Here is a 24307-nt window from a genome sequence, read left to right on the forward strand (position 1 = left end):
GGCCGCCATTTGGTCGCAGTTGTAGAATACTACTTTGTCCGTCCACTTCAGCGTAACCCGGCAACCACAATCGCGGCAGTTGTCGCGGAAGTAAGCATAGCCCAAGTTTTTGATCGCGTCAGAAACCAAACCTGGAGGAACTAAACCCAATTGGCAAGCATCACCAGTTCCAGCAACACCTTCGGCATTGAGGATGGTTTGGTTGCCTGTAGCCGCAGGACGTGGAGAGCTGGTTGCACCTACGTTGCCAATCGTCAGACGATTGTTCAACACGTAGTTCACATCGTAACAATCCAAAGTGACATCAGCAGGAGCACAGACCAGTACGGGTGCGGTTTTATCCTCGGCGGTAATTCTACCCCAACAAGGCTCAAAAGTGAAACATTCTGCGTACTCCGCTTTTAACCGAACCACATAAGTATAGGTACCTGCACAGTTGATGTAGCTGTCATTGTTGCCATCGCTGATGAGTACTTCCAGTGCCGAGAGTAGCACTTGGCCGTTTTCACATTCTGCAAAGCCGTCCAAAACGACATTTGGTGTAACCAGGAATCTACAATTGGCATCCAGACTCACGTTGACCTGACTTACACAAGCCAAACAAGTCACGAGGACCCTGGGGCGAACGGTAATGGAGATGTAGAAGGGGTCGCCGACACAAGCACCTACTACACTGGTAGGCACCACGCGGTAAATGATCGTTTGATTGACAGTGCTGGTATTGGACAAAAAATCCGTGATCACACTGCCCGTCCCAACTGGATTAATGGTTTCTCCACTTACATTTGGATTGTTGTAAGCCAGGCTTGAGCCTATCGAGGCTACACTGTACCAGGTAAAGGTACTGGCTTGCTGGCAGGCGATGATGTTCTGTAGATTGATGTTTACCGGGATACAGTTGTTGATCGTGCGCGAACTGTCTCTACCAACGGGTTTTGCCGCAATGGTAAAAGTTATACTACGGCTAGTGGTGGTGGTATCCGCACAACCATTGGCATCTACCACCTGATTCAAAATAATGGTGTAGGTACCCGCATTGGCACCAGTATAGGTTAAAACTAGGGTACTATCAGCTTCGTTTAAAACAACGAAGGGACCACCTACAGCCCTGGGAAGACAATCTGGCCCAACGCTGGTAATGATATCGCTATAATAGAAGTCATAAGGTGCCGCGAACCCCGCAGCACTCAACACCACCTGGATCACCGAACCATCATCTTCACAGGATTCGGCGGGGCCTTGTAGTAGAATAGCGCCTACCGGGGCAGGATTTACCAAAATCCTGATGCAGTTAGAAGTATCGCTACAAACCACATCACCTATTGTAGATGTCAAAATCAATCGATAGTAGGTGGTAATAAACAAAGCAGGAGGATTGTAGGAAAAAGAATTTGCTCCATCTATGTTTACCCAAGGGGCGGAATTGTCACAGCCAACTGTATTGCTTTGCCATTGGTAGGCATTGGTACCTTGAGCAGTGATTGAAACGGGTTGAAGAAGAATAGGAATTTCACCTGCACAGATGGTATCACCGTCTATTTCACCAATTTCTGCACGATTTTCGGTGACGAGTACACAATTACTGGTATCGCTACAAATCAATGTTCCATTGTTTCCGTCATCAAACGTTGAAAAAACAATCAGGCGATAAGGACTGGAAAATAAGCCAAGAGGCCCCATTGCACTAGGCAAGTAGCTCGCATCCGTCGCTCCATCAATGTCAAACCAGGTGCCGTCGCAGGATGATCCTTCGAGCGTGGTTTGCCATTGATAACTCAACTCTCCCGTACCTGTAGCTGGAACATTGGCTTTCAAGGTGTCTGGGGTGCCTCCCGTACAAAAGGTCTGACTTTCGCCAATCACTCCCGCATCAACATTGTTCACAGTTACAATAATGTGATTGGAAACCACATCGCCACAGCCATTGGAATTGGTGACAAAATAGTCGCCACTGGTTTTTACAGTTATAGATGAGGTGGTCGCTCCAGTACTCCAGGTTCCGCCAACATTGCCAGTAAGCACCACACTATCGCCTGCGCAAAATGTTGTAGGTTCACCATTTGCGGAGATAACAGAAGTTATGGGCTGGCTCTGGTCAATGCTTACAATAATGTGATTGGAAACCGTATCACCACAAGCATTGGCATTGGTCACAAAATAGTCGCCAGCGGTAGTTACGATGATCGATGGAGTGATTGATCCGGTACTCCAGGTTCCGCCAACATTGCCGATGAGTTCTACGCTGCCTCCTTCACAAAATGACGTAGGTCCATTTGCGGAAATAACCGAAGGTATGGGTAATGGATTGACGCTTACATTGATGTGATTGGAGGTTATTGTATCACAAGGGGCTTCACTGGTGACAAAATAGTCACCACTCGTTTTTACGATTATGGATGGGGTAGTTGCACCCGTACTCCAGGTTCCACCAACATTTCCGGAAAGGACTACACTATCGCCTGCACAAAACGTGGTTGGCCCTCCCGCAACAATACTGGAGGCAATGGGTAAGGCTCCGATTACGGTATTCGCCGACAAATTGATTGCTCCGGAACGCGAAAGTCCCCGTCCAATCAGGGTTGCGTTATTCAACAAATGTATGGCACCATTGGCTAATATGGTGCCTTGGAATAGAGAATTCACACCCAAAGTTACCTCGCCATTTATCTGGAAATAGACATTGCACAAAGAAGCTGAATTGATCAATAAAATTTGGGAATTAGCGGATGAAGCGAAGGCGCCGTCTATTTTAAAAATAAATATCGAACCAGCATCACCTTGTCCATCCAAAATAAGATTCCCGTTGATGGTTGAAGCGGCTCCGAGGCAATAAACGTACGGAAGGAGAATTTGCCCCCCTCCCATGGTTGTTCCAATGACGCTGTCACAAGTTACCGGGCTGAGGCTGCCGTAAGCAATATCCACATCCATTGCTGCTTGTGCGGAAACGGAGTCGGCAACATGACTACTTCCGATGAGTACTGCTGCACCCAAATTGAAAGCACCTACATTGGTGCCGATGTCTCCGGTGATGGTGGAGACGCCGCTGTTGTTGAATGCCCCGACGGCGGTGAATAAGGCAAAGTTTGAGGTAGAGCCCAGATTGGGTGCCTGGCCGTACCCTAGGAGTGGTATTAAAAGCAAAATAATGGCTTTTAATACATTGTGTAGTATTGTTTTCAAGTTATGATCTATTACAGCGTGAGTAAATACCTCCAAAGGTGAGTACTACAGCACAAAAAAAGTTACACAATTCTGGTGGGCAATTACATGATTCCGCCTTTTCCACAATTAGCTCGCCTGCTGCGCAATAAAAAGCTGGTTTCTTTAAGCCATTGGATTAAACACAAAGGGCCTAACTTCCATTTTGAAGCCAGGCCCTTTATTTTTTCCATCAAACTGACTATCCGTCCTGAAATAGTGCTACAAAAAAAGATGTTTACTTGCTCATCAAGGGCAAACTGAAGAACGGTTTCCTCTTACCATCCTCCCCACTAAACCCAACAAACAAACTCTGCCCTTCAAAATCCTCAAAATACTCCAGTCGGAATGGATGCCACCCTTTTTTCAAAGCAATGTCGCCACCTCGCGCACGCTCTTCATGCGAACCGTCGTTGTCGACCACCAACTGGTTGTGGATGTAAAATGTAGAACCGTCATCAGAACGGGTATAAAAATAGTACAGGTCATCAACAGGAATCTCTACAAAACCTTCATAGACAATTGCATAGTGATCAGTGCGGGTGCCAGCCAGTCGTTCTACATTAAAGTCCTGAACGGTACCGGTTTTTAGCGGTTTTAAGGTTTTGAAATCCGGCAATACCTGAAAGTCGCCCTCGTAGTAGCGATAAGCCATTCCAGTTTTGCTACCAGTGACTTTTACCCCTTCCAGCGGCGTCACCTTGCGGTATTCTTTTTGCCAGGTGCTGCTGGCTGCGCCATTTTGAGTATTGAAATAGCGTACCTTGAGCACAGTGGTGGCAGCGACGGTGATGGGTTGCTGGTAAACGGCAGCATTGAGCGTCGGGTCGCTCCCATCCAGGGTGTAGCGCATACTCAGCCCGAGTTGTGGCGGTTTGAGTTCGATTTTTTGTTGGGTCAAAAAAATCGCACGCTCATTTTCAAGCGGGCTGGGTGGCGTAAAATCGATGATGATCGGCAAAGTTCCTTCCAGATGGTAAGGCGCCTCCATGAAGGCTGAAGGCAAAGACATTTGCCAGTCCAATTCCAATGGAGCAGCTTTGTCAAAAGTAGCATTGCCCGTGGTCTCTACTTCAAAATTTACTTGCGCACTACGGTTGGGCGCTATCTTCAACTTGAATTTTCCCTGGTTTGGGCTGAGCTGGTGGTGGTGGTACAATTGGCTGTTGAAATTCAAGGTGTCCTTGCCACTGTTGTGGATGCTCAACAAAACCTGAGCCCGGCGTGCATCGATTTTGAGCAACTGGGGTTTGAAGTTTACGGCATCCAGCATACTTTTGGCCTTGGCCAATCCAGCATCGTCCACGATGTCGTCATTGTGGATGCCACTCAGAGCCAAATTGACTAGTTCAGGCCCCTCGTCGGTAAAGGTAACCCAGGTAATGTGATCAAACTCCTGGAAGCGTGGCCCGCGCAACTGGCTGCCGCCCCCCGTAGAAGCCAGGATGTAGTAATTGCGATTGTTGCGTTGGGTTTTGAGGTACTGGTGGTTGTGGCCAGCCAATACTGTGTAAGGGCGGGATTGCAGTGCAGCTTCAATTTCACTAAACCCATTAAAATCTTTGTAGTTCCAAACCGGGTGGTGCATGTACAGCATCGTCCAACGCACGTTGGGGTTGTCGGCAATGGCTTTTTTGACATAATCAATTTGGCTCCTACTGATGCTTAGTCCATCACCGTCGTTGGAATCCATTGTGATGAACAACACGTTTTTGTACACAAAATGGTACCAGGCTTTGCCGTAGCGCTCCAGCCATACTTTGCGCATCACTTCGTTGGAAATATCGTGGTTGCCGGGTAGGGCGAAGAAACGCATTTTTAATTTCCCCAAAATATCGTCCCATTCAGCCCATTGGCGGTCAATTTCTTTATGATCTTTGGTGTAACCTTCAATCATGTCTCCCACACACATGACAAACTCAGGGTGCAGTTTATTCAGTTTTTCTACTGCTTTTTCAAAAACACCATCGCGATGCCCTCCCGTGCGGTCGCTGACAATGGCAAATTGAAAATTGTCGGGGTTGTTTTCAAAAGGGCGTTTGGTCCAGGGATTGATGGCTGTGGAATCAACGATAAAGACAGGCTTTTGCGCAAAGCCAGATTGCAAACACAGGAAAACCAGGAGCAAGAAAAATAGACGTCGCATGATGCTGTTTTTAGATCTTAGTGGGATTTAGTTTTGCTTCCCGTAAAGATCTATTCCCAACATGAGCTAAGTGTTAAAAGGGGGTTAAAAAATACCTCCAGAAAGCATGAAAATTTAGGTTTAGCTCACTGTGGTTGAAAAACCTTCTGTTTGAACCCAAAAGAAAACACACTTTGCTCAATCGGCAACATCAGTAAAAAATCTTTTAGGGTATCCTGTCGGCGAAAGAGCACCTTGCCTCTCGCTTTTTCCCCCGGCGCCAGGGTGGTTTTGCGCAAGGTATAATCCATCCAAAAACCGCGGTCTCCGGTTGTGGGCGTATTGGGCTCGAAATTGCCGATGTTGGGTTGGGCAATAGATTGATCAGCTGGGGCGGAGTTGATGACCAAAGGGACGGACAAGAGAAAGTTCGTATTGTCACGATTGTTGTTGCGGTTCTCGTTGTTGTTATTCGAGTTATTGTTGTCCTTATTGTCTTGGATTTCCGAAACGACCACCGCAGTTACCGCTACAGCCGCCGCCACTCCAGCCAATACCGCAGCATTTTTGGCATTGGCTTCCCGAACATTTTCTTGTACCTCCATCGAAAACAACTGCTTTTCAGGATCAAGGGCAAAGTAGCGTGTACCTGTAGAGGTGGTCAGGTAAAACTGTTCTGGAGCAACCAACTGATCCCGTTGGCTCAGGTTTGTTACGTCCACATTGAAGACCAAAAATTCTTTTTCGGCGTGGTCAAAAGCCGCTCGGCCAAAGAGGCTGTCTACACTTTTTTCCACAATGGCCTGGCCATAATCCCAGCGAATTTTTTGATCAGCGGCGGGTTCCATGCGTACCACGGCTTGTGGCACGGCGCAAGAGCTAAAGCTGATGGCCAAAACGAATAAGTAAAAAATCGCAGAGGTGTAATGTTTTAGATGCATAAGGTCAGGTTTTGCACCTGAAAGTTACAGAAGTCTGGGTTAAGCATCAAATCTGCCTGCGTTAAACTGGTGTTAAAAGCTGGATTTTAATGTACTAAGTAGTGGGGCAAAAATAAGTGCTCATTTTTCCTGAGCCAAAGGATTAGATAAGATACTTAAAATGAAACGTTTACTTATCTAATCCTTTGGCAAAATGAGCCCTTATTTTTTTATCGCCCCTAAATCCCGATGCGTACAGAAATGTTGTGCGTTCCACTCCACACCTTAGAGGCACGGTAAGCGTAATCCACACTGATTTTGGTGTTTTTTTCTATTTTGCTCAATGGGAAAGTCACCGATCCACCCGCACTCAAGCCAGTATAAATGGGTGATTGAATCGGATCAGTCAAGCCCAAATCAGTTTTGTAGGCGGCCCGCAATACAAACCGTTCATCGAAAGCATATTCCGCGCCACCACCCAAATTGTCTCTCGAAAAGGAGTTGGAGGTAAAATTACCGAGTACCGTAAAGCGGTGTTTTTCCAAAAAGCGAAAGTCGTAGGAAGCGCCGATATTCAACAAGGAAGGCAATTCAAAACGAGCGCCACGCTGGTCTACGGTTACATCGTAAGAACCACCATTTGGGCTGGGCCGCTGGATAGACAGGGCTTCACCGCGATAGGTCATCGGCGACCCAACATTGCGGAGGCTGATGCCAAATTTGAAATTGTCCTCTTCTCCCGTCACGTATTGCACCCCGGCATCAATACCAAAGCCAAAGGCCGAGACGTTGGCCAAAGATTCGGAAACAACACGGAGTAATAAACCCACTGAAACTTTGTTTTCAAATTCGTGGGCGTATGCAAAACCCAGGTTAAAAAAACTTGGTGAATAGGTTGCACCCGTACCTTCGGGCTGATTGGTGGTCGTGACTTCAATGTCCCCAAAATCAACGGCCATCAAACTGAGGCCCATCACACTGCTTTTGCCAATCTTGGCACTTACAGCCGCCGAACTCAAATTGATGCCTGTTCCTCGCAGGTATTGGGTGCTGCCAAAACCAAAATCCAGCTTGTTGATGCGCACCAGGCCAGCTACGTTGAGGTTCATGGCTTCTACACCGCGCACCAGCGAGGTGCTCATGCTGTGCAATCCTGCCGTACGTGCCCAGGGGTCCATCAGCAACTCGTAGGCACCCGCTTCACCCTGGCGATCGGGATTCCCCGCTTGGGTTGCACCAAAGCTCAACAATAGGAAGAGGAGGGAAAAGTATATTTTTTGCATAAAAACCATTTTGGAGAGATGAAAGATGAAAGATGAAAGATGAAAAAATGCCCTTGTCATCTCTCATCTTTCATCTCTCATCTTTAAATTAAAGTCCTGAAGGATCAAATTTCCGATTGACCCCAAACCACTTTATCGTTCGTTGTCCCAGTTCACCTGCGTCCACGTGGATCAGGTACACGCCGCTGGCGATGGGGATGCCCTTGTTGTTCTTGAGGTCCCATTCCAAATCGGGGGTAATTTGTTTCTGCAAAATCGCCCGGTTGTTGCCTCGCGGCGTTTGGCCAATCTCGTCACGGCGGTACTGTCGAATGAATTTACCATCCAGCGAATAAATCGTAATGACACACTTGGCTGGCAAATTGGTGACCTTCACCGTGGTGGTAAACTGTGATACTTCATAATCGGAGAACCCATAGTAGGGGTTGGGAGACACCTTGATCAGGGCCATCACACTATCCACCCCACGAGTATTGAGCGCTTCGGCCTGTTTGCCATCCAAACGGAAACGGTAAACAGGATAGCCACTTTCCTTCAGTCCGGCCACACCGGTGCGGCGGTCTACCTGGTACGGATTGGTTACCCGCAATTTCACCACCACATCATCTGGGATCAAGCCATCTCTATAAGATTTGAAGCTCGCACCCGGACGCGGCAAAATCAAACCGCCCCAAGAAATGTCCTTCAATACCCGGCCTTTGTTGACCGGGCTGTTGTTGGGCCGCAATTGTCGGCTCAGTACTTTGCAACTGTCGTAAACGGTCTTGGTGACATAGACAAAGTGTTGTCCCCCCGCAAAATAGGGCCCCAGGTTGCCATTGGCCGAATTGCCTAGGGTGATCAAACTATTGGGGTTGAACATCATGTCGCGGCCAACATTGAGCAAAGGATCGTTGGTGCCCCCATAAACGGAGTTTTCTCCAAAGAACACATTGAGTCGTTGACCCGTTTCTACATCAATGGCATAGCCAGGGAACCAACCAAAACCGACCCGGGAAAGGGTTGGATCGGGGTTGGTTTCCACATCGGGCAAACCATCATTATTGGTATCTTCCTTCGTAACGTTGGGTGAGCCACGCAAATCAAAATGGCGGCGGATGGCGGTCTCACCTGGTGCAGTTTGGGTGGCATACCCTTGTAGTGGGTAGAATCGGTTGGCCGATTCAATCACGATACAACGGCTCCATAAGGCTTTATTCGAAGTAAAGACAATGTCGACGTTGTTGACATCAGACAGTTTGGCCTGAGTACGCAAGAAGGCTGCACCCGACAAATCCGACCAGGCTGGCGTGATGTACGGGGTGTTTTGATCATCCTTGTTGCGGAAATCGGCCAGGATGAAGGGCACAAAATACCCCGGGCCAATTTGGCTCAAGGCTTCTTCTGGATCCTGGATTTGATCGGGTTCCGCATCACCGGTAGCCATAAAGTTGAATACCTTGGTATCAAAATCCGTTTGACCCGCTACATATTCGTCCTTGATGCCAAATACCCAGGGGGTGGCTCCCGTACGCAAGTATTCTTCTTCGTAGCCAATGCGGCCGTTCTGTTCATCTCTATCGACCCCAGGATCGTTGACTTGTCCTACCGAAATAGAGAATCCGAATTCTTTGACAATTTGCTCGTTAAGGTCATCGATCGATTTTTCAGAGCGAATGACTGGGCCATTCGTATTGCTCAAATTGCGCAACTCCCAACGAACAGGTGGATCAAAACGATCATTGCTCATGTTGGCGTCCACGATGCGCAGTTCAAACTCGCCATCCTGAACATCCAGCGGGTTGAAAATTTTGACGCCAATTGGCCCTCTTCCCGCCCGATAGGTGATTTCTGGCTTTTGGGCAAAAGTACCCTGGATGATGGCATTGCGGGTTTCCGTATTCAGGTCCAGGAAATTATTGCCCGTACCTGCTCCGGCTAAACGCGTGATGACGGCGCCATCGCCGTATTTGGCATTGAGGCTGCGGTCGGTAATTGGCCGTGGAATGACGGTATAAAATGGATTGAAACCATCACCAATGTTGCGTCGACCTTCAAGATAAGGCCGTCTTTGGCCCAAAACTGCTTTAGGATCAAAAGGCCGGTAATTGTTATAAGCGTAGGCTATCGCTACGAAGTAGTATTTTTTGTGGTTGACCAAGCGGCGATCCCCCGAAGCAAATTGATCCTCTGAAATGCGGAAAGTATGTTGGATGCCACCATCGGCTCCCTCCACCCGCAGTTCCGGGATGTAATAATCAGCACCAGTAGGATTGTCAACCGTTCGCCAGTTGAAAACCCGACCCACTGCATTTTTAACATCCACCTGATAAATCAAACGTGCTTTATCGGGATTGTCGAGGTCGGCTACCGTGACACCCGCGTCGTCCAATTGGTACAATTTATAACCTTCAAACCGGAACAAGCTATCCGCTACCCCAGCTGGAATTTGCAAACCACGCTGCGCGTAAGCTTCTCTGGCGTTATTGGAGGTAATGGTGTCGTTGGTGAAAACCGCAATGATCTCTTTGTCCATTTCGAGGAAGTCCACATCAGGTGCATCAGGGCCATCGGTCAACTCAAAACAGTTGTCAAACAGTGCCTGGGCAATGTCGTCAGCTTCCAGGAGCTTGGAAATGTCCGGACAGGGATATTGCTGATCGGCCACCCATACTGCCCCGACGATCAGCTCGTTCAAAGCACCTGGATCTAGGCGGAAAGGCCCGGAAGCCTGAATGGTACGACGGTCGCCAAAGGGGATATCCGCCGAACACATGGTCCAGCCACGGGTATTGTTGGGGGTATCGGTAAAGGCATAACGAATGGCTGCTCCATCCTGGTAGGCATCGTCGCCAAAGGTAAAGGGGGTGCCGTCGCGCCAGGAGCCGGATAAATAATTGTAGTATTCCTGGGCATTCGCAGGGTCGGTGGTTCCCGGAATTGGGCTACCGACCTGACGGTTGTTGTAGTAGGTGAAGGAAGACATCCCGATTTCTTCCCCATTCTCGTCCAAGGGCCCCCGGAAATAGTCGATACCCAACAGCGGAATTTCATCACAATAGGTATTCACTGCGCCATCGCAGGTACAACCAGTCGTGCCGTCCAAGGCATCTTCGTTGTAAATGAAGGCCAGGCTGCGGCTGGTGTCACAACCCACGTAGTCGTCGGTAAAACAACCCAGGTCGGGGTCAACCCACATGGCAAAATATGTCGAATCGATACTTTCCACTGCCCGGTTGATCAATTTATAACGCTGGAAAGTCATGTCATTGATCTCGTCGTTGGTGGCGTAGGAGAAAGCTTGTACTTGTACCTCCATTTGAATGGGATCACCTTGCGATTCAGAGTGGATGTTGCCCGCATCGTTGTAAACCCAGAAGATCATTTCATCGGGAAACTGCGGTTTGTCCAAACAGCCCCGCACTTCGATGACCGGGAAATCACCCAGTTCCGGATTGTAATTGCCATCGCCATCCTGATCCCAAAACCCGGCTAAACCCTGGCGGGTGCTGGGGAGGGAAAAACTGTGGATTTCTTCAAAATATTCATTGCCCGATGCTGGCCAACCTTTGATGTCACGGGGAATTTTGTCTGGGTCATAAGATCTACCGGCCAGGACGGCAGCATTCCAGTTGCGCAAATGCTCACGGATACTTTCGCCTTTGACGACAAAAAATTTATCCCAACGGGAGCAGGTTTCTTTGTCCGTTTTGCCATTGGAATTCAATGGGCCAGGGAAAAAATCGAATTGACGTTCGGCACGACCATAAGTCTGGGCCGCCAATTTGAGGTTACCCGCTGGGTCAACTCCACCCAACCATACTGCACCTGCAAAAATGGAAGAGACTTCCGGCAAACCAGGAGCTACTTTGGGCACTACATAACGCCCATCGTTGCTGTTCCACCACACATCGCCTCCAGTGGTGAGTCGGGCCCGAACGTTATTGATGGCTTGGTCAATCTGGGCAACGGCATTGTTGCAATCCTCCAGGTAGCGCAGTTCCGGTTTGTTCGGAGCAGGCCGTTTGGGATTGTTTTTCCCGATATGATAAGCCAGCGCCGAAGTATGGAGCAAGGCCATCCCACCTAGAAGCAACAGCCAGGATTTCAAATGTCGCATATGTAATAAGTATTTACTAGTCAAAATGTTGTGTTTTACTCTTACGGATAGGATGCAACCTTTTAGAAATTATAGATTGCACCAATGTAAATCCGCCGAGGCAAAGAATAGAGTGCAGGATTGAGAATAGCCCACTGATAGGAGGCTAAATAAGCTTCTACTTCGCGCACCGAGTTCTGGATGTTGCGCAACTTGTCCTGACCATTGGCTGAAGCAAGGAAGCCGTCATCCGTTGGAGAACCTGTTGCAGAATAGACGTTGAGCACGTTTTGGCGATTTAGCAAATTGGACACCCGGCAATAGAGATTCAAGCCAGCGCCTTTGCTGAAGTTGATCGTTTTGTCGATGCGGGCATTAATCGTAAAGGTCCAGGGTTTGCGGGCACCATTGATGGATCCAATGGTTTGAGTGCCCCCCAATTCCAGCGGAGTACGATCCGCTGTATAAGGACGTCCAGAAACGGAAACAGCCTGTACATTCAAACCAGCATCTTCCAAAAACTTAGGAATGGCTTGTCCTTTGAAAAAGCGGTAGTCAAAGTTGAGGTTGATGCGGTGGCGTTCGTCGTAGTTCAGTGGGAACAAGGTACGCAGGTTACCCCGGCTAGTCAGGCCCCGTTGTGAGTTGGCATCGGAACCCGTACCATCTGCAAACTGTAGCGTATAGTTGGCGTTCAGGGTAGCATTACCCGTACGGCGCAGTTCGTACTCGAAGCTAAAACCTTTGACGGTACCAAAATCCAGGTTGTCGTAAGTGGTGTACTGCGTGATGATGGGTACCGGGAAGAAAGTACGCAGCTGAATCCAGTTGCGGATTTCCTTGTAATAGGCCGAGACTTTTAACTTAGAAGTTTCGGTCAAACGTTGTTGGAACCCTACCTCGTAATCAATGGTGCGCTCAGGTTTGAGGTTGGGGTTGTTTTTGGTGGAACCTGGATTGTCGGTGAAGTAGAAATAATCTACGGCAGTAGCCAAGGTGTTGGTCGCCGGGCGTTGCACCAGGATGTCGTAATGGGCGAAGAAGTTGGCATCTTCCGAAATGGGGAAGGAGAAGGCCAAACGCGGCATGATGTTGATCTGTACCTTATAATCTTCAAACGATGCATCCGGATTGAAGTCCCGAGACTTGATGTAGTTGGAAATCTTGGTGGCATTTTCATCCTTGTATTTGGGGAAAACCAAACCACCAGAAAAAATGTCAATCGGACTGTTCACCGGGGAACCATTGGGGCGATACCATTGGTCGCCGTCCCGATAAGCCTCCACATTGGTACCTGCATCATTAAGGTACACTTTAAAATCGTCGCCAATGTTACCGGGGCGTTCTCCACCAAACTGATCGTGGTAGTCACTCGCGCCGATGATTTCATACAAAGAGTAAGGATCTTTCAAGACCTTGGTATTGGCGTCATACCGATCCACCCGCAAGCCCAAACGGAAAATGATGTCACGGAAGGTAAATTTATCCTGAATGTAAAAAGCCGAATAGATGGGGCGGTTGGGTGCTACCGGGAAGGTGCGCACGCCGTCGGCATCCGTAGCGGTGAAAAAGTCGTTGAAAGTCCCATCAAAAGGTTTGCCCAAATAATCGTAGCCATAATACCGAATGATGCCCTGATCATTCAATTCTTTGGCGGAAAACATACTCAGACTCAACTCACTGGGATCCATCCCATCTACGTTGACATACTCAGTCAGAGGGATGTTGTTCTTGGCCCGAATCGAGCGGTAAAACTTGTTGTCCTCGTTTTGGGCAATCGACAATTGACGCAAATTTAAGGTAACTGCTTCCCCGTTAACGGTATCAGTAATGGTGCCAATGTTTTCCGCACCTTCTACAATTCCCAGGATGTGGTTGTTCGCTTGTTGGCGGGCAATGTTCCACAGGGTTTGTGGGGCTACGACATAACCCCGGTCGGTGCGCTGCTCGTAAATGAAACCGATTTGAATGTTGTGGCGACCCTGATCGGAGTTGCCAGGCACAAGGTCAAAGTTGGTGCGCCCGTGAAAAGTATACAAATCGCCGTCGCTGTAACTGGCCTGGTTGTACACCGAACCGACATTGCTGTGGAAGCCCCAGGAACCAGTGTACACATCCGAAATCAAACCATTTGGGGCCACAAAATTGCCCAGCGCAAGCACCGAACCAGCATCCTGGACGCCTGGAATGAAGATCCGGCCGATTTGGGCATTAATGGTTTCATTCTGGTTCAGGCCCATCACATTGTTGTAATTGGCCAAAACCGGATTAGAAGCCCCCGGGGTGTAATTGCGCAATACCTGACGGTAGTCCGTATGTTGCAATACGTTGGTTTGGGTTACCCGATCGAATACAAAATTAAAGGTAGGCACCCACTCGATGTCGAACTTGCCCACATGACCGTACTCGAAATAATTCTGACCATGGCGTGCATCGGCTACGTCACCTTTGGTCTTTTCGTACCCAAACTGCAAAGTGTAGGAAGCATTTTGGATCAAAGACTTATTGCTGCTTTGCCCAGGTGTATTTGAGCTGGCACCCAGCCGATGCCGAAAACGCATTACACCCCGGTAGGTAGTGGTATTGTTAAAAGGGTTATTGTGGCTATTGAGTAAACGCCAGCCTCCTGGAGTGAATTGGTCTTCTTCATCGGCATACGAACCGCTGAAAGAAACATCAATGGCTTTATTCAGGCGAAAATCCAGTTTCCCAGTTAAGTCTACTCTTTTGTAACGTTCATCCGGACGGGTTTGCAGTGCATTTACGTCATTGGACTTCAGAAAGTCGGCGTTGACCAATTGTGAACCTTGGATATTGACGATGGGATTGGCTTCTAGTTCCAGCAATTTTTCCGGTTTTGCCTGGAATAGGGAAACTGAGGAAGGGTTGTCGTCCAATTGATCGGTATAACGACCCGAAAAGCGATATCCCAGAATGGAATGCCCTTGTTTGTTTTTGAGGATGGGGCCACTCAGGTTGAGGCCAGCTAGCGTATTGCTAAAATTGTCCAAAAACTTGGTGCTTTCAACCTCGGCGCCACCGGTAAACTCGCTGGCTGGACCCTTGGTCGTGATGGAGATAATCCCACCAGTTACGTCACCGTACTGGGCTTCCATACCCCCTGTAATCACTTGTAACTGTTCAATTTCCGTTTCAGGAATGAGATTGCCCCGCACCCGAATGCCGTCAATAATATAATCAGTATTGGTGGGCCGAGAGCCCCTTACGGTAATCGCTCTACCTTCATCAGCAGAAGCTAAGCCTGCGGTAGTAGCTGCGATAGCATTGATATTGCGAATAGGCAGGTTGCGGATTTGGTCACTGGTAATAACCCCCCCAGAAGTGGTGTTGTCCTGTTCGATGAGTGGAACGCGGTATTGCGTGATGTTAACCACATCCAAGACGATGCCACCTTGGGATTCCAGCTCAACTTCTACTTTATTGGCTTTACCCGCGAATACCTTAATGTTGGCTACGCGGCTTTGTTTGTAGCCTAGATAGGAAACCTCCACGTCGTAATTACCGGGATCGATATCGGGAAAGTTGAAATTCCCTTTCTCATCGGTATCTACTCCGGTGAGTTGCACACCGTTTTTATACAGTGCAACGGAGCCAAAGATGATCGGTTCTTTGTTTTCTTTATCGATAACTTTACCATTCAAGGAAGTTTGGGCGAAAGAAAACGCTAGGATACCGAAAAACAATAAACAACACAGGAGTAATTTTTGCAACATATGCCGGATGTTTTCTAAATCAATGTAGACTGGCGATAAAGTTAAGACTTTATTAAAAAGTACAGGTGTTAATGAACGACAAATCCGGTTTTTCCATACAAGCTTTTAGCGTTTATAGCAACATTTCTGCATTCCGTCGATAATTGCGGTTTTAAATAAAAAAAAATTTCAACTTGCATGCAACTTTTATGTTGCTTTGTCGTCTTTAACAATATAATCATCCGGCTGACTTGCCTGAGAGTTTATCTACGCCAAAAAATTGAACGTTCCAAAGTATTCTAACTTGGACGTCGTTGGTAGAGGTAAACTCTATAACCGACCAAATAATTTCCAAACGTTTACCACAGTAAACACTTCGCTGTAGTGTGTTCGAGTCAGCAAACAAAAAAAGAATGGATTGTCAAGAGTAATCTCAACAACCCATTCTTGGACATTACAAACAAGAATTTAAGAGAGTTTTTTCATACTAATCCGTATTGGCATGCCACGCACACTCTGCGTGGCATCTTTTTTTTGTTAACCAAATGTAAAAAAAGCCTCGATTGCTGAAATTTTTCAACCAAAAAAAAAAGGTTTTGTGATCTTCAACCCCGGGATAAGCCCTACTTTGAAGGGGTAAAAATCGAGATAAATGCTTAAGTACTTGCTACCAGCGCTTTTTTGGGCGCTGATTATCCTATTCCTTTCTGCTCATCCCCAAATGGGGGTTGCTAAGCCTTGGTGGGTGATTCAACCCGATAAATTTGCTCACGCTGGAGCTTATGCCCTGTTGGCCTTCTTGTTACAATATGGATTCAAACGGGCTTACATGCCGGTCATTTTGGGCACAACTTATGGTATCATCATTGAATTTTTGCAACAGGCCTTTTTTTACGGCAGGCAATTAGACGTGTTTGATATGCTGGCCAATTTAATCGGGTGTTTGATCGGGGTCTGGATTTTTTCCTGGTTTGCTCCACTTTTGCCCCACTACTTTGCGCGCAAATAATTTGGTCATTTTTCAACACATCGGCATTCACTACTGTTTTTAATCTGTCAAACGTTTATCTTTAGAGCTGACTTACTATTTTGTTCGGAAGCGAAAACTTTACTCAACCAATTTCAAGTGGTACCCATGATAAGAATGTGCTTATTTGTAGCAACACTGCTGCTGAGTGCAGTATGGTCCTTTGCCCAGGATGCCAAATTGGCGCAGCAATACCTGGCGGACGGAGAATTTGAAAAGGCGGTGATTCTTTTTGAAAAATTGTACACCCAGGACAATGACAACGAGTATTATTTCGACCGCTACATCGAATGCCTGATGGAATTGCAACGCTACGAAGAACTTGAACGTGGCTTGCTCAAACAAATCCGCAAACGCCCCAATGACAGCCGCTTGTACGTCAATTATGGTAGGATGTACGAACAACAGGGCAAAGAAGACGAAGCCAAAAAGCAATACCGCAAAGCCATTGACCAATTGCCCAAAGACCGCTATGCGGTGAGCAAACTAGCCAATGCCTTTAGTTCGGCCAATAAATACGATCTGGCTGTCGAAACCTACGAAAAGGGGGCGACGATGCTCAACGATCGCCAGTTTTTTTCCTACAACCTGGCCGACCTGTATCGCCGCAAAGGTGATGTGGGTAAAATGATCGAGCAATACCTCAATAGCCTGGATGCTTTCCCGGAGCGGGTCGACAACATCAAGAGTATCTTCCAGCGCTACCTCTCGCCTGATGACATGAATGTGTTGCAGCAACAGTTGTACGATCGCATTCAAAATGCCAGCAATGCAGGTTCGGTGCAGTATATCGACATGCTGGCCTGGGCATTTTTGCAGAAAAAGGACTATAAAAATGCGCTTCGTCAGGTGCGTGCCCTCGACAAACAGCAAAAAGGGGATGGCCTAAGGGTATACCAATTGGCACAAATAGCGGCCAATGACAAAGATTACGACGTGGCCATCGAAGCCTATCAATATGTGATCGACAAAGGAGCTGGGACGCCGTTTTTTGTGGATTCCAAACAAGAGTTCCTGCGTTGCCGCCGCAATAAACTGGTGGAAGGATACAATTACAGCCGCGAAGAATTGCTGGAGCTGGAAAAACAATACGAGACCTTCATCAACGATTATGGTAAGTCCAGAGGAACTGCTGCCTTGATCACTGAGCTAGCCGACCTAGAAGCCCTTTACCTGAATAATCTGGATAAATCCATCACGCTCTTGTCGGAGCTGATTACCCTGCCCGGCATTTCTGCCGGGATGTTGGGCCAGGCCAAGCTCAACTTGGGCGATTATTACCTGATGAAAACGGAAGTTTGGGAGTCCACCTTATTGTACTCTCAAGTGGACAAATCGTATAAGGATGATATTCTGGGCCACGAAGCTCGTTTCCGCAATGCTCGCTTGGCGTACTACTCGGGTGATTTTGAATGGGCCCAGGCTCAATTTGAAATCCTGAAAGCTTCTACCGCCAAACTCATTGCCAACGATGCCCTGGACATGTCGGTTTTTATTGCGGACAACCTCAACCTGGATACCACCGCCAAAGCACTGCAGTTTTACGCAGAGGCAGACATGTTGATTTTCCAAAACCGCTTTACCGAGGCATTCGGCAAACTGGATTCACTGCTTAAAGAATATCCCAACCACTCTTTGGAAGATGATGTATGGTACCTCAAAGCCAAAGTATTCACCAAAAAACGGGATTACGTCCAGGCTGGCAAAATGTACGAACTGATCATCCAAAATTACCCCGACGAAATCCGGGCGGATAATGCGCTGTTTGCGCTGGCGGAATTGTATGAAAATGCAAATCAACTGAACAACAAAGACCGAGCGTCCATTTTGTACGAGCAACTGTTCATTGATTTTTCAGGAAGTACCTTTGCGGTAGAGGCGAGAAAGCGGTATCGCTTGCTGAGGGGGGATAAAATACAATAAGAGAGATGAAAGAGGAGAGATGAGAGATGAAAGAGAATAGTTGAAAGAAGATCACGTGTTTACGCTTTCATCTTTCATCTCTCCTCTTTCATCTCTTACTTCAGACGCTTTTCGTCAGAAACCGTCAGCTTGTGACGACCTTTGGCACGGCGTGCAGCCAATACTCTACGGCCGTTCTTCGAACTCATACGAGTACGGAATCCGTGCTTATTGGCACGTTTGCGACGAGATGGTTGGAAAGTCCTTTTCATTGTATATTGCTTTTATTGCGCACAGGCTCTTTTAAAAAGTGGGGCAAATGTAAGGGTATCTTTGGAAACGACCAAATGAAAGTTGAAAAGTTTAAGGTTGAAATGTTGAAATGAAGCTTGAAAGTTCATTTCAACCCTTCAACCCCACTTCGGCTTCGCTCAGTGATCGGTTGCCAAACGAAGCCGAGGCATCAACTATACAGTCATAATGTCTTTCTCCTTCTGTTTGACCATTTCATCTACTGCGGCAATGAATCTTTTAGAAAGATTGTCTGCGTCATCCTCCAATTTTTTGCCTAAGTCTTCTGAAAAGCCATTTTTCACCGCCTTTTTGACCTCCTCGATCGCATCGCGGCGGCCACCACGGATACCTACCTTGGATTCCTCACCCAAGTTGGCACAACGTTTGACCAAATCGCGGCGGCGCTCTTCGGTCAATGGTGGAATAGACAAGCGCACCACCACCCCGTCGTTCATGGGCGTTACCCCCAAATTGGCTTCAAAAATAGATTTTTCAATGTGTGCCAACATGGATTTTTCCCAGGGCTGGATCACAATGGTACGTGAATCGGAAGTAGCCACGTTGGCGACCTGATTCATCGGGGTAGGTGCACCGTAATAGTTTACCATCAAACCCGAAAGCATCGCCGGATTGGCTTTGCCCGTGGTGATTTTTGACAATTCAATTCTAAGGTGCTCCAGAGCTTTGTCCATTTGCTCCTCAGCATCCTCCATAATTAGGTCTATTTCCTCCTGCGTCATACGAGTATTTTTGTTGCGAGGGCAAAAATCGGGAAAATTTGGGAAAAAGTAAAGCCAGAAAAAGGAAATGAAAATTCATCCCTTTTTCTGGCTTAGGGGCGATAAAAAAATAAATGTTCATTTTGCCAAAAAAATAGCTAAGTAAGCGGTTCATTTAAAGTGTCTTAGCTAATCCTTTGGCCTGAAAAAAATGAACATTTATTTTTGCCCCACTACTTATATAATGGTTAGAATGTTACTTGTTTAATTCCGCGAAGCCCCTGCATACCGCAGCAACAAATACACCACCATCACCAGCGCCGAAATGGCCGCTACCACATAGGTCATTGCTGCCCACCACAGGGCATCTTTGGCTCCATCGTACTCTTCACCACGAGCCATCCCCGATTCACCGAGCCAGGCCAGGGCCCTACGGCTGGCGTCGAACTCCACAGGAAGAGTAATGAAACTGAATAAAGCAGTGACCCCAAAAACAATTGCGGTGATCAGCAAAAGTTGTGGCATGGTATTGATCAGCATGAATGACCCGATCAACAACCATTGCTGGGTCATTGCTGAAAAGTTCACAATGGGCACCAGGGTTGAGCGCAATTTCAACATGCTGTAAGCCGTGGCGTGTTGTACCGCGTGCCCGCACTCGTGTGCAGCGACAGCAGCTGCGGCGATGCTATTGGTGGAATATACCGCCTCACTCAGGGCTACCGTTTTGGTTGCTGGATTGTAGTGGTCGGTTAGCATACCTTGGGTCGCAATGACTTGTACGTCGTTGACGCCGTAATGGCGCAACATTGCCTCCGCGATTTCTTTACCCGTCAAGCCAGAACGAATCCGAATCTTGCTGTAGTGATTGAATTTAGATTTTAACCGAGCACTAACGATGAAGCCAATGACGGAAAAAACTCCACCAATCAGCATAAAGACCATATAATCTGAGTTCATCATTTGTTTTTATTGTTTAGACTTGGCTGTATTGCTCAGGTCACTAGACTTTATGAGAAGGTCTACTCCCTTTAGTTGAGTAAATCAAAACCCGTGTACTTGCGCAATACTTCAGGTATAATAACACCTTCTGGGCTTTGGTTGTTCTCTAAAATCGAAGCAACAATTCGTGCCAAAGCTAAAGCACTGCCATTGAGGGTGTGGACCAGTTGAATGTCTTTGTCTTTACCTTCGCGGAAGCGCATTTTCATCCGATTGGACTGGTAAGTCTCAAAATTGGATACAGAACTGACTTCCAACCAACGTTTTTGTGCCGCGCTCCAGACTTCAAAGTCAAAGGTAAGTGCAGAAGTAAAGCCCATATCGCCACCACAGAGGCGGAGAATGCGGAATGGCAAGCCCAGTTTGTTCAACAAACCAGCGACGTGCTCCAACATTTGCATCAGGATTTCATAGGATTGATCTGGATGCGCAATTTGCACAATTTCGATTTTATCAAACTGGTGTACCCGGTTCAATCCCCGCACATGGGCACCATATGAACCTGCTTCCCTGCGAAAGCAAGGTGTATAAGCCGTCATCTTGATGGGCAACTCGCTGGCATCGAGAATTTGATCGCGGTAAATATTGGTGACGGGCACCTCGGCAGTAGGAATCAGGTAGAGGTTGTCCAAGGTCACATGGTACATTTGGGCCTCTTTATCGGGCAATTGCCCGGTTCCCCGCGCAGAGTCTTCATTGACCATCAGCGGTGGGATGATTTCTTCATATCCAGCAGCAGAGGCTTCATCCAGGAAAAAGTTGATCAGGGCACGTTCCAGCTTGGCACCTTTGCCTCGGTACACTGGAAAGCCTGCTCCAGTCAGCTTCACACCCAACTCCAGGTCGAACACCTTATACTTAGCTGCAATTTCCCAGTGGGGTAGGGCAGTGTCATCCAACTCAGGCAATGGGTCGGGTCCAGGGCGGTAAATTTCGTTGTCCTCGGGGGTGATGCCCACTGGAACCGATTCGTGTGGAATATTTGGAATGAGGTAGAGTTGTTCAGTGAGCTGCTCTTCAGTGGACTTTAATTCTTCTTCAATCGCGGCAGAACGCTCTTTCAAACCAGCTACCTGGCTACGGGATTGTTCGGCCTCCTCTTTTTTGCCTTGTTTCATTAAAGCGCCGATTTCAGCGGAGAAGCGGTTGCGTTCCGCGTTTGCTTCATCCAACTCCGTTTTTAATCTTTTACGGTCATCGTCGAGTTGGAGGATCGATTCAATGGCTTGCAATAGATCCTCTTTGGCGTTTCTTTTCTTTAATCCGGCCAGGACGCGCTCCTTGTTGTTCCGGATAAAATTGACTTGTAACATAGTGGGCGTGATGCTTTTTCGGTAAAACCAAGTTTCGTTAAAAACTTTAATGGTTACTTTTTTACAAAGATAGTGCTTGGAATTAAAAATAAATGTATTTTTGTGTCATTACAGCACACCTCTTTCTTTCTATAGCACACAAGCAAGGTGGTTTCCTACTTCGCGAAGAGCTGCACAATCCTCCATTATTCCTCCTTAAACACACAATAAATACCGTTTTTAAGGGTTTTGAGAGGAGAACAACTTATGGTTTTGCTATACACAAGAATCAAACGGTGTCTACCGGTCAATGACTAGCAACGGGTAAGCAAGTTTACCTCACTTACTATTCATCAGCCAGATTAAGGGTTACGCATCAAAATTCAAACACTTGTTTTTTTTGATTCAGCTATCTCCATCCACATCTGCCACGATTGTTTTTACTTTTCAAATAACATTCCTTTAACAAGTCCCGAAGCTAGCTACGGCTACCGCTTCAATTTCAAAAAGAAGCCTTTTCAATTATGTTCGATATTTTGCAATTGAACGACATGTTGGTGCCAGAACTGAGAGAGCTCGCCGAACGACTGGGCGTCCAGGGTTACCGAAAACTCAACAAAAAAGAACTCGTCTACAAAATTCTGGATTACCAGGCACTTGCTGAAGGTTCTGAGCGCCCCGCTTTTGAGCCAGGAGAAGATCTCGATATCCCCGCCAGCATTACAAGCCGGGAACAGTTTCAAAACGAATTGTACCGCCCTGACGACGATGAAGATGATTCTTTTGTGCCGACCCCGGCTGCAAAAGAAGATCCTAACTCAGATCAGCCTTCCAATGATCCTGTTGAGGACGACCCGAATGACCGCAACAAAAGAGCACGTCGCCGTGTGACCCGTGAAGAGCTTGAACAACAACAAGCCCTTACCCGCCGCGACCGCAACGTGCCACGCCTGGAACGTACCCGCGATCGGAACGAACGTACCGAGCGCGAGCGCGAGCAAGAACGTGAAGAAAAAAAAAGCCGTACCGAACGGCCTGCTACACCGCCTACCCGGGACGAACGACCGACTCGCGAAGAACGCCCTACCCCTACCCGGGACGAACGTCCGACTCGTGAGGAACGCCCTACCCGTGAGGAACAACGTCCGACTCGTGAAGAACGCCCAGACCGGGAGCGTGAACAAGACCGGGAAGAAAGAGGCGGCGGCCGAATGGAACGCCCTACCCGTGATGATCGTGGTGAGCGGGATCGTCCTGAGCGCAATCCCCGTTTTGAACGCAGCGACCGTGATCGCCCAGAGCGCAACGATCGCGACCGTTACGAGCGGGACAATAGAGACCGCGATAGAGGTGGGGACCGCGAACGCGATGACCGCGATAGAGATCGTGACCGCGATGGTGGCCGTTTCGAAGATGCTCCTGAACGTCGCCAGCCTGCTGCTGAAGAATACGAAGAATACGCAGCAGATGAGGAACGTTTTGACATCGAACTCGATGGCATCATCGAGGGCGAGGGCATTCTGGAAATGATGCCGGATGGGTATGGTTTCTTGCGTTCTGCAGATTACAACTACCTGACTTCACCGGATGATATCTATGTGTCTCCTTCCCAGATCAAACTGTTTGGTTTGCGTACCGGGGATACGGTTTGTGGTGCCATTCGCCCACCTAAAGAAGGTGAAAAATATTTTGCCCTTTTGAAGGTGTCCAAAATCAATGGCCGCGATCCGCAGGAGATCCGCGATCGGGTGCCTTTCGATTACCTGACGCCATTGTTTCCGACTGAAAAAATGCGTCTAGTGAATGCACCGGGTTCCAAAAACATGGGCAACCGGATGATCGACCTCTTTACCCCAATTGGTAAAGGCCAGCGTGGTTTGATCGTGGCACAACCTAAAACGGGTAAAACTTTCTTGTTGAAAGATTTGGCCAACGCCATCGCTAAAAACCATCCCGAGTGTTACATCATCGTCTTGTTGGTGGATGAACGTCCAGAGGAAGTTACCGACTTCAAACGTAGTGTAAACGCGGAAGTTGTCGCTTCTACCTTTGACGAACCCGCTGAAAACCACGTACGCGTAGCTGGCATTGTGCTTGAAAAGGCCAAACGCCTCGTAGAATGTGGTCACGATGTGGTGATTATGCTCGACTCTATCACTCGTTTGGCGCGCGCTTACAACACCGTGGCACCTGCTTCTGGTAAGGTACTTTCGGGTGGTGTGGAAGCCAATGCACTACACAAGCCTAAAAAATTCTTTGGTGCTGCTCGTAACATCGAAGGTGGTGGTTCACTCACCATTCTGGCAACAGCACTGATCGACACCGGTTCCAAAATGGACGGCGTGATCTTTGAAGAATTTAAAGGTACGGGTAACATGGAATTACAACTTGACCGTGGTCTGGCCAACAAGCGCCTCTTCCCGGCGATCGACCTTACCAAGTCGAGTACCCGCCGCGATGATCTGCTTTTGGATAAAGACACCCTCCAACGTATGTTCATCCTGCGCAACCACCTTTCGGACATGAAACCCGAAGAGGCTATGGAATTCCTGCGCAAACACATGAATATGACCAGCAGCAACGATGAATTCCTGCTGTCGATGAATGGATAATTTTTTGTTGGAACGATAAAAAGGGCTTTGTGGTTAGGGATAATCATGAAGCCCTTTTCTAGTTTAGGAAGGTTGAGAGAGGTTGAGAAGGTTGAGGCTACCGCAGCGGCCCGGTCACTGAGCGTAGTCGAAGTGCAAG

General features: G+C 47.8%; 13 protein-coding genes. 3 read left to right on the plus strand and 10 right to left on the minus strand.

The window, feature by feature from the left end; genetic code table 11:
• The 6 genes from ACEW9O_RS17570 to ACEW9O_RS17595 form a co-directional block, all read right to left on the minus strand.
• Positions 1 to 3183, minus strand: a 3183-nt coding sequence (locus tag ACEW9O_RS17570) for an ice-binding family protein (protein ID WP_373551493.1), incomplete at its 3' end; no start/stop codon positions are given.
• A gap of 256 nt (positions 3184 to 3439) precedes the next feature.
• Positions 3440 to 5347: a PA14 domain-containing protein gene (locus ACEW9O_RS17575; RefSeq protein WP_373551494.1), complete on the minus strand. Its 1908-nt coding sequence runs from the start codon at positions 5345 to 5347 to the stop codon at positions 3440 to 3442.
• Between the two features lie 125 nt (positions 5348 to 5472).
• A complete protein-coding gene (locus ACEW9O_RS17580) occupies positions 5473 to 6267 on the minus strand; it encodes a hypothetical protein (protein ID WP_373551495.1) in 795 nt (264 codons plus the stop codon).
• A 218-nt stretch (positions 6268 to 6485) separates the two neighbouring features.
• Positions 6486 to 7529: a PorV/PorQ family protein gene (locus tag ACEW9O_RS17585; protein ID WP_373551496.1), complete on the minus strand. Its 1044-nt coding sequence runs from the start codon at positions 7527 to 7529 to the stop codon at positions 6486 to 6488.
• 88 nt (positions 7530 to 7617) lie between these two features.
• Complete coding sequence (locus ACEW9O_RS17590; protein ID WP_373551497.1) at positions 7618 to 11628, minus strand: hypothetical protein; 4011 nt, start codon at positions 11626 to 11628, stop codon at positions 7618 to 7620.
• Between the two features lie 62 nt (positions 11629 to 11690).
• On the minus strand, positions 11691 to 15341 hold the full coding sequence (locus ACEW9O_RS17595) for a carboxypeptidase regulatory-like domain-containing protein (RefSeq protein WP_373551498.1): 3651 nt from the start codon (positions 15339 to 15341) through the stop codon (positions 11691 to 11693).
• Positions 15342 to 15972: 631 nt separating this feature from the next.
• On the opposite strand from ACEW9O_RS17595, the gene ACEW9O_RS17600 reads away from it, so the two are divergent.
• Both ACEW9O_RS17600 and ACEW9O_RS17605 read left to right on the plus strand, forming a co-directional pair.
• Positions 15973 to 16329 carry a VanZ family protein gene (locus ACEW9O_RS17600; protein ID WP_373551499.1) on the plus strand — a complete coding sequence of 119 codons (357 nt, stop codon included), beginning with the start codon at positions 15973 to 15975 and terminating at the stop codon, positions 16327 to 16329.
• A gap of 126 nt (positions 16330 to 16455) precedes the next feature.
• On the plus strand, positions 16456 to 18270 hold the full coding sequence (locus ACEW9O_RS17605) for a tetratricopeptide repeat protein (protein WP_373551500.1): 1815 nt from the start codon (positions 16456 to 16458) through the stop codon (positions 18268 to 18270).
• 95 nt (positions 18271 to 18365) lie between these two features.
• Here the strand turns inward: ACEW9O_RS17605 and rpmH are convergent, their stop codons facing one another.
• The 4 genes from rpmH to serS form a co-directional block, all read right to left on the minus strand.
• A complete protein-coding gene (rpmH, locus tag ACEW9O_RS17610) occupies positions 18366 to 18521 on the minus strand; it encodes a 50S ribosomal protein L34 (RefSeq protein WP_353484047.1) in 156 nt (51 codons plus the stop codon).
• Between the two features lie 195 nt (positions 18522 to 18716).
• Positions 18717 to 19283 (minus strand): ribosome recycling factor, encoded by a 567-nt coding sequence (gene frr, locus ACEW9O_RS17615; protein ID WP_373551501.1) that lies wholly within the window; start codon positions 19281 to 19283, stop codon positions 18717 to 18719.
• A 243-nt stretch (positions 19284 to 19526) separates the two neighbouring features.
• Entirely contained in the window at positions 19527 to 20225 is a 699-nt protein-coding gene (locus ACEW9O_RS17620; protein WP_373551502.1) for a zinc metallopeptidase, read from the minus strand.
• A gap of 68 nt (positions 20226 to 20293) precedes the next feature.
• A complete protein-coding gene (serS, locus tag ACEW9O_RS17625) occupies positions 20294 to 21577 on the minus strand; it encodes a serine--tRNA ligase (RefSeq protein ID WP_373551503.1) in 1284 nt (427 codons plus the stop codon).
• Positions 21578 to 22080: 503 nt separating this feature from the next.
• Between serS and rho the strand changes: the two genes are divergently transcribed.
• Entirely contained in the window at positions 22081 to 24168 is a 2088-nt protein-coding gene (gene rho, locus ACEW9O_RS17630; protein ID WP_373551504.1) for a transcription termination factor Rho, read from the plus strand.
• The last annotated feature ends 139 nt before the right edge of the window (positions 24169 to 24307 follow it).

It is taken from the genome of Haliscomenobacter sp. (assembly GCF_041740695.1).
Taxonomy (GTDB): domain Bacteria; phylum Bacteroidota; class Bacteroidia; order Chitinophagales; family Saprospiraceae; genus Haliscomenobacter.

Coding starts and splice junctions, on each gene's coding strand:
- ACEW9O_RS17575 (WP_373551494.1), bottom strand. CDS start 5,347: ATGCGACGTCTATTTTTCTTGCTCCTGGTTTTCCTGTGTTTGCAATCT.
- ACEW9O_RS17580 (WP_373551495.1), bottom strand. CDS start 6,267: ATGCATCTAAAACATTACACCTCTGCGATTTTTTACTTATTCGTTTTG.
- ACEW9O_RS17585 (WP_373551496.1), bottom strand. CDS start 7,529: ATGCAAAAAATATACTTTTCCCTCCTCTTCCTATTGTTGAGCTTTGGT.
- ACEW9O_RS17590 (WP_373551497.1), bottom strand. CDS start 11,628: ATGCGACATTTGAAATCCTGGCTGTTGCTTCTAGGTGGGATGGCCTTG.
- ACEW9O_RS17595 (WP_373551498.1), bottom strand. CDS start 15,341: ATGTTGCAAAAATTACTCCTGTGTTGTTTATTGTTTTTCGGTATCCTA.
- ACEW9O_RS17600 (WP_373551499.1), top strand. CDS start 15,973: ATGCTTAAGTACTTGCTACCAGCGCTTTTTTGGGCGCTGATTATCCTA.
- ACEW9O_RS17605 (WP_373551500.1), top strand. CDS start 16,456: ATGATAAGAATGTGCTTATTTGTAGCAACACTGCTGCTGAGTGCAGTA.
- rpmH (WP_353484047.1), bottom strand. CDS start 18,521: ATGAAAAGGACTTTCCAACCATCTCGTCGCAAACGTGCCAATAAGCAC.
- frr (WP_373551501.1), bottom strand. CDS start 19,283: ATGACGCAGGAGGAAATAGACCTAATTATGGAGGATGCTGAGGAGCAA.
- ACEW9O_RS17620 (WP_373551502.1), bottom strand. CDS start 20,225: ATGATGAACTCAGATTATATGGTCTTTATGCTGATTGGTGGAGTTTTT.
- serS (WP_373551503.1), bottom strand. CDS start 21,577: ATGTTACAAGTCAATTTTATCCGGAACAACAAGGAGCGCGTCCTGGCC.
- rho (WP_373551504.1), top strand. CDS start 22,081: ATGTTCGATATTTTGCAATTGAACGACATGTTGGTGCCAGAACTGAGA.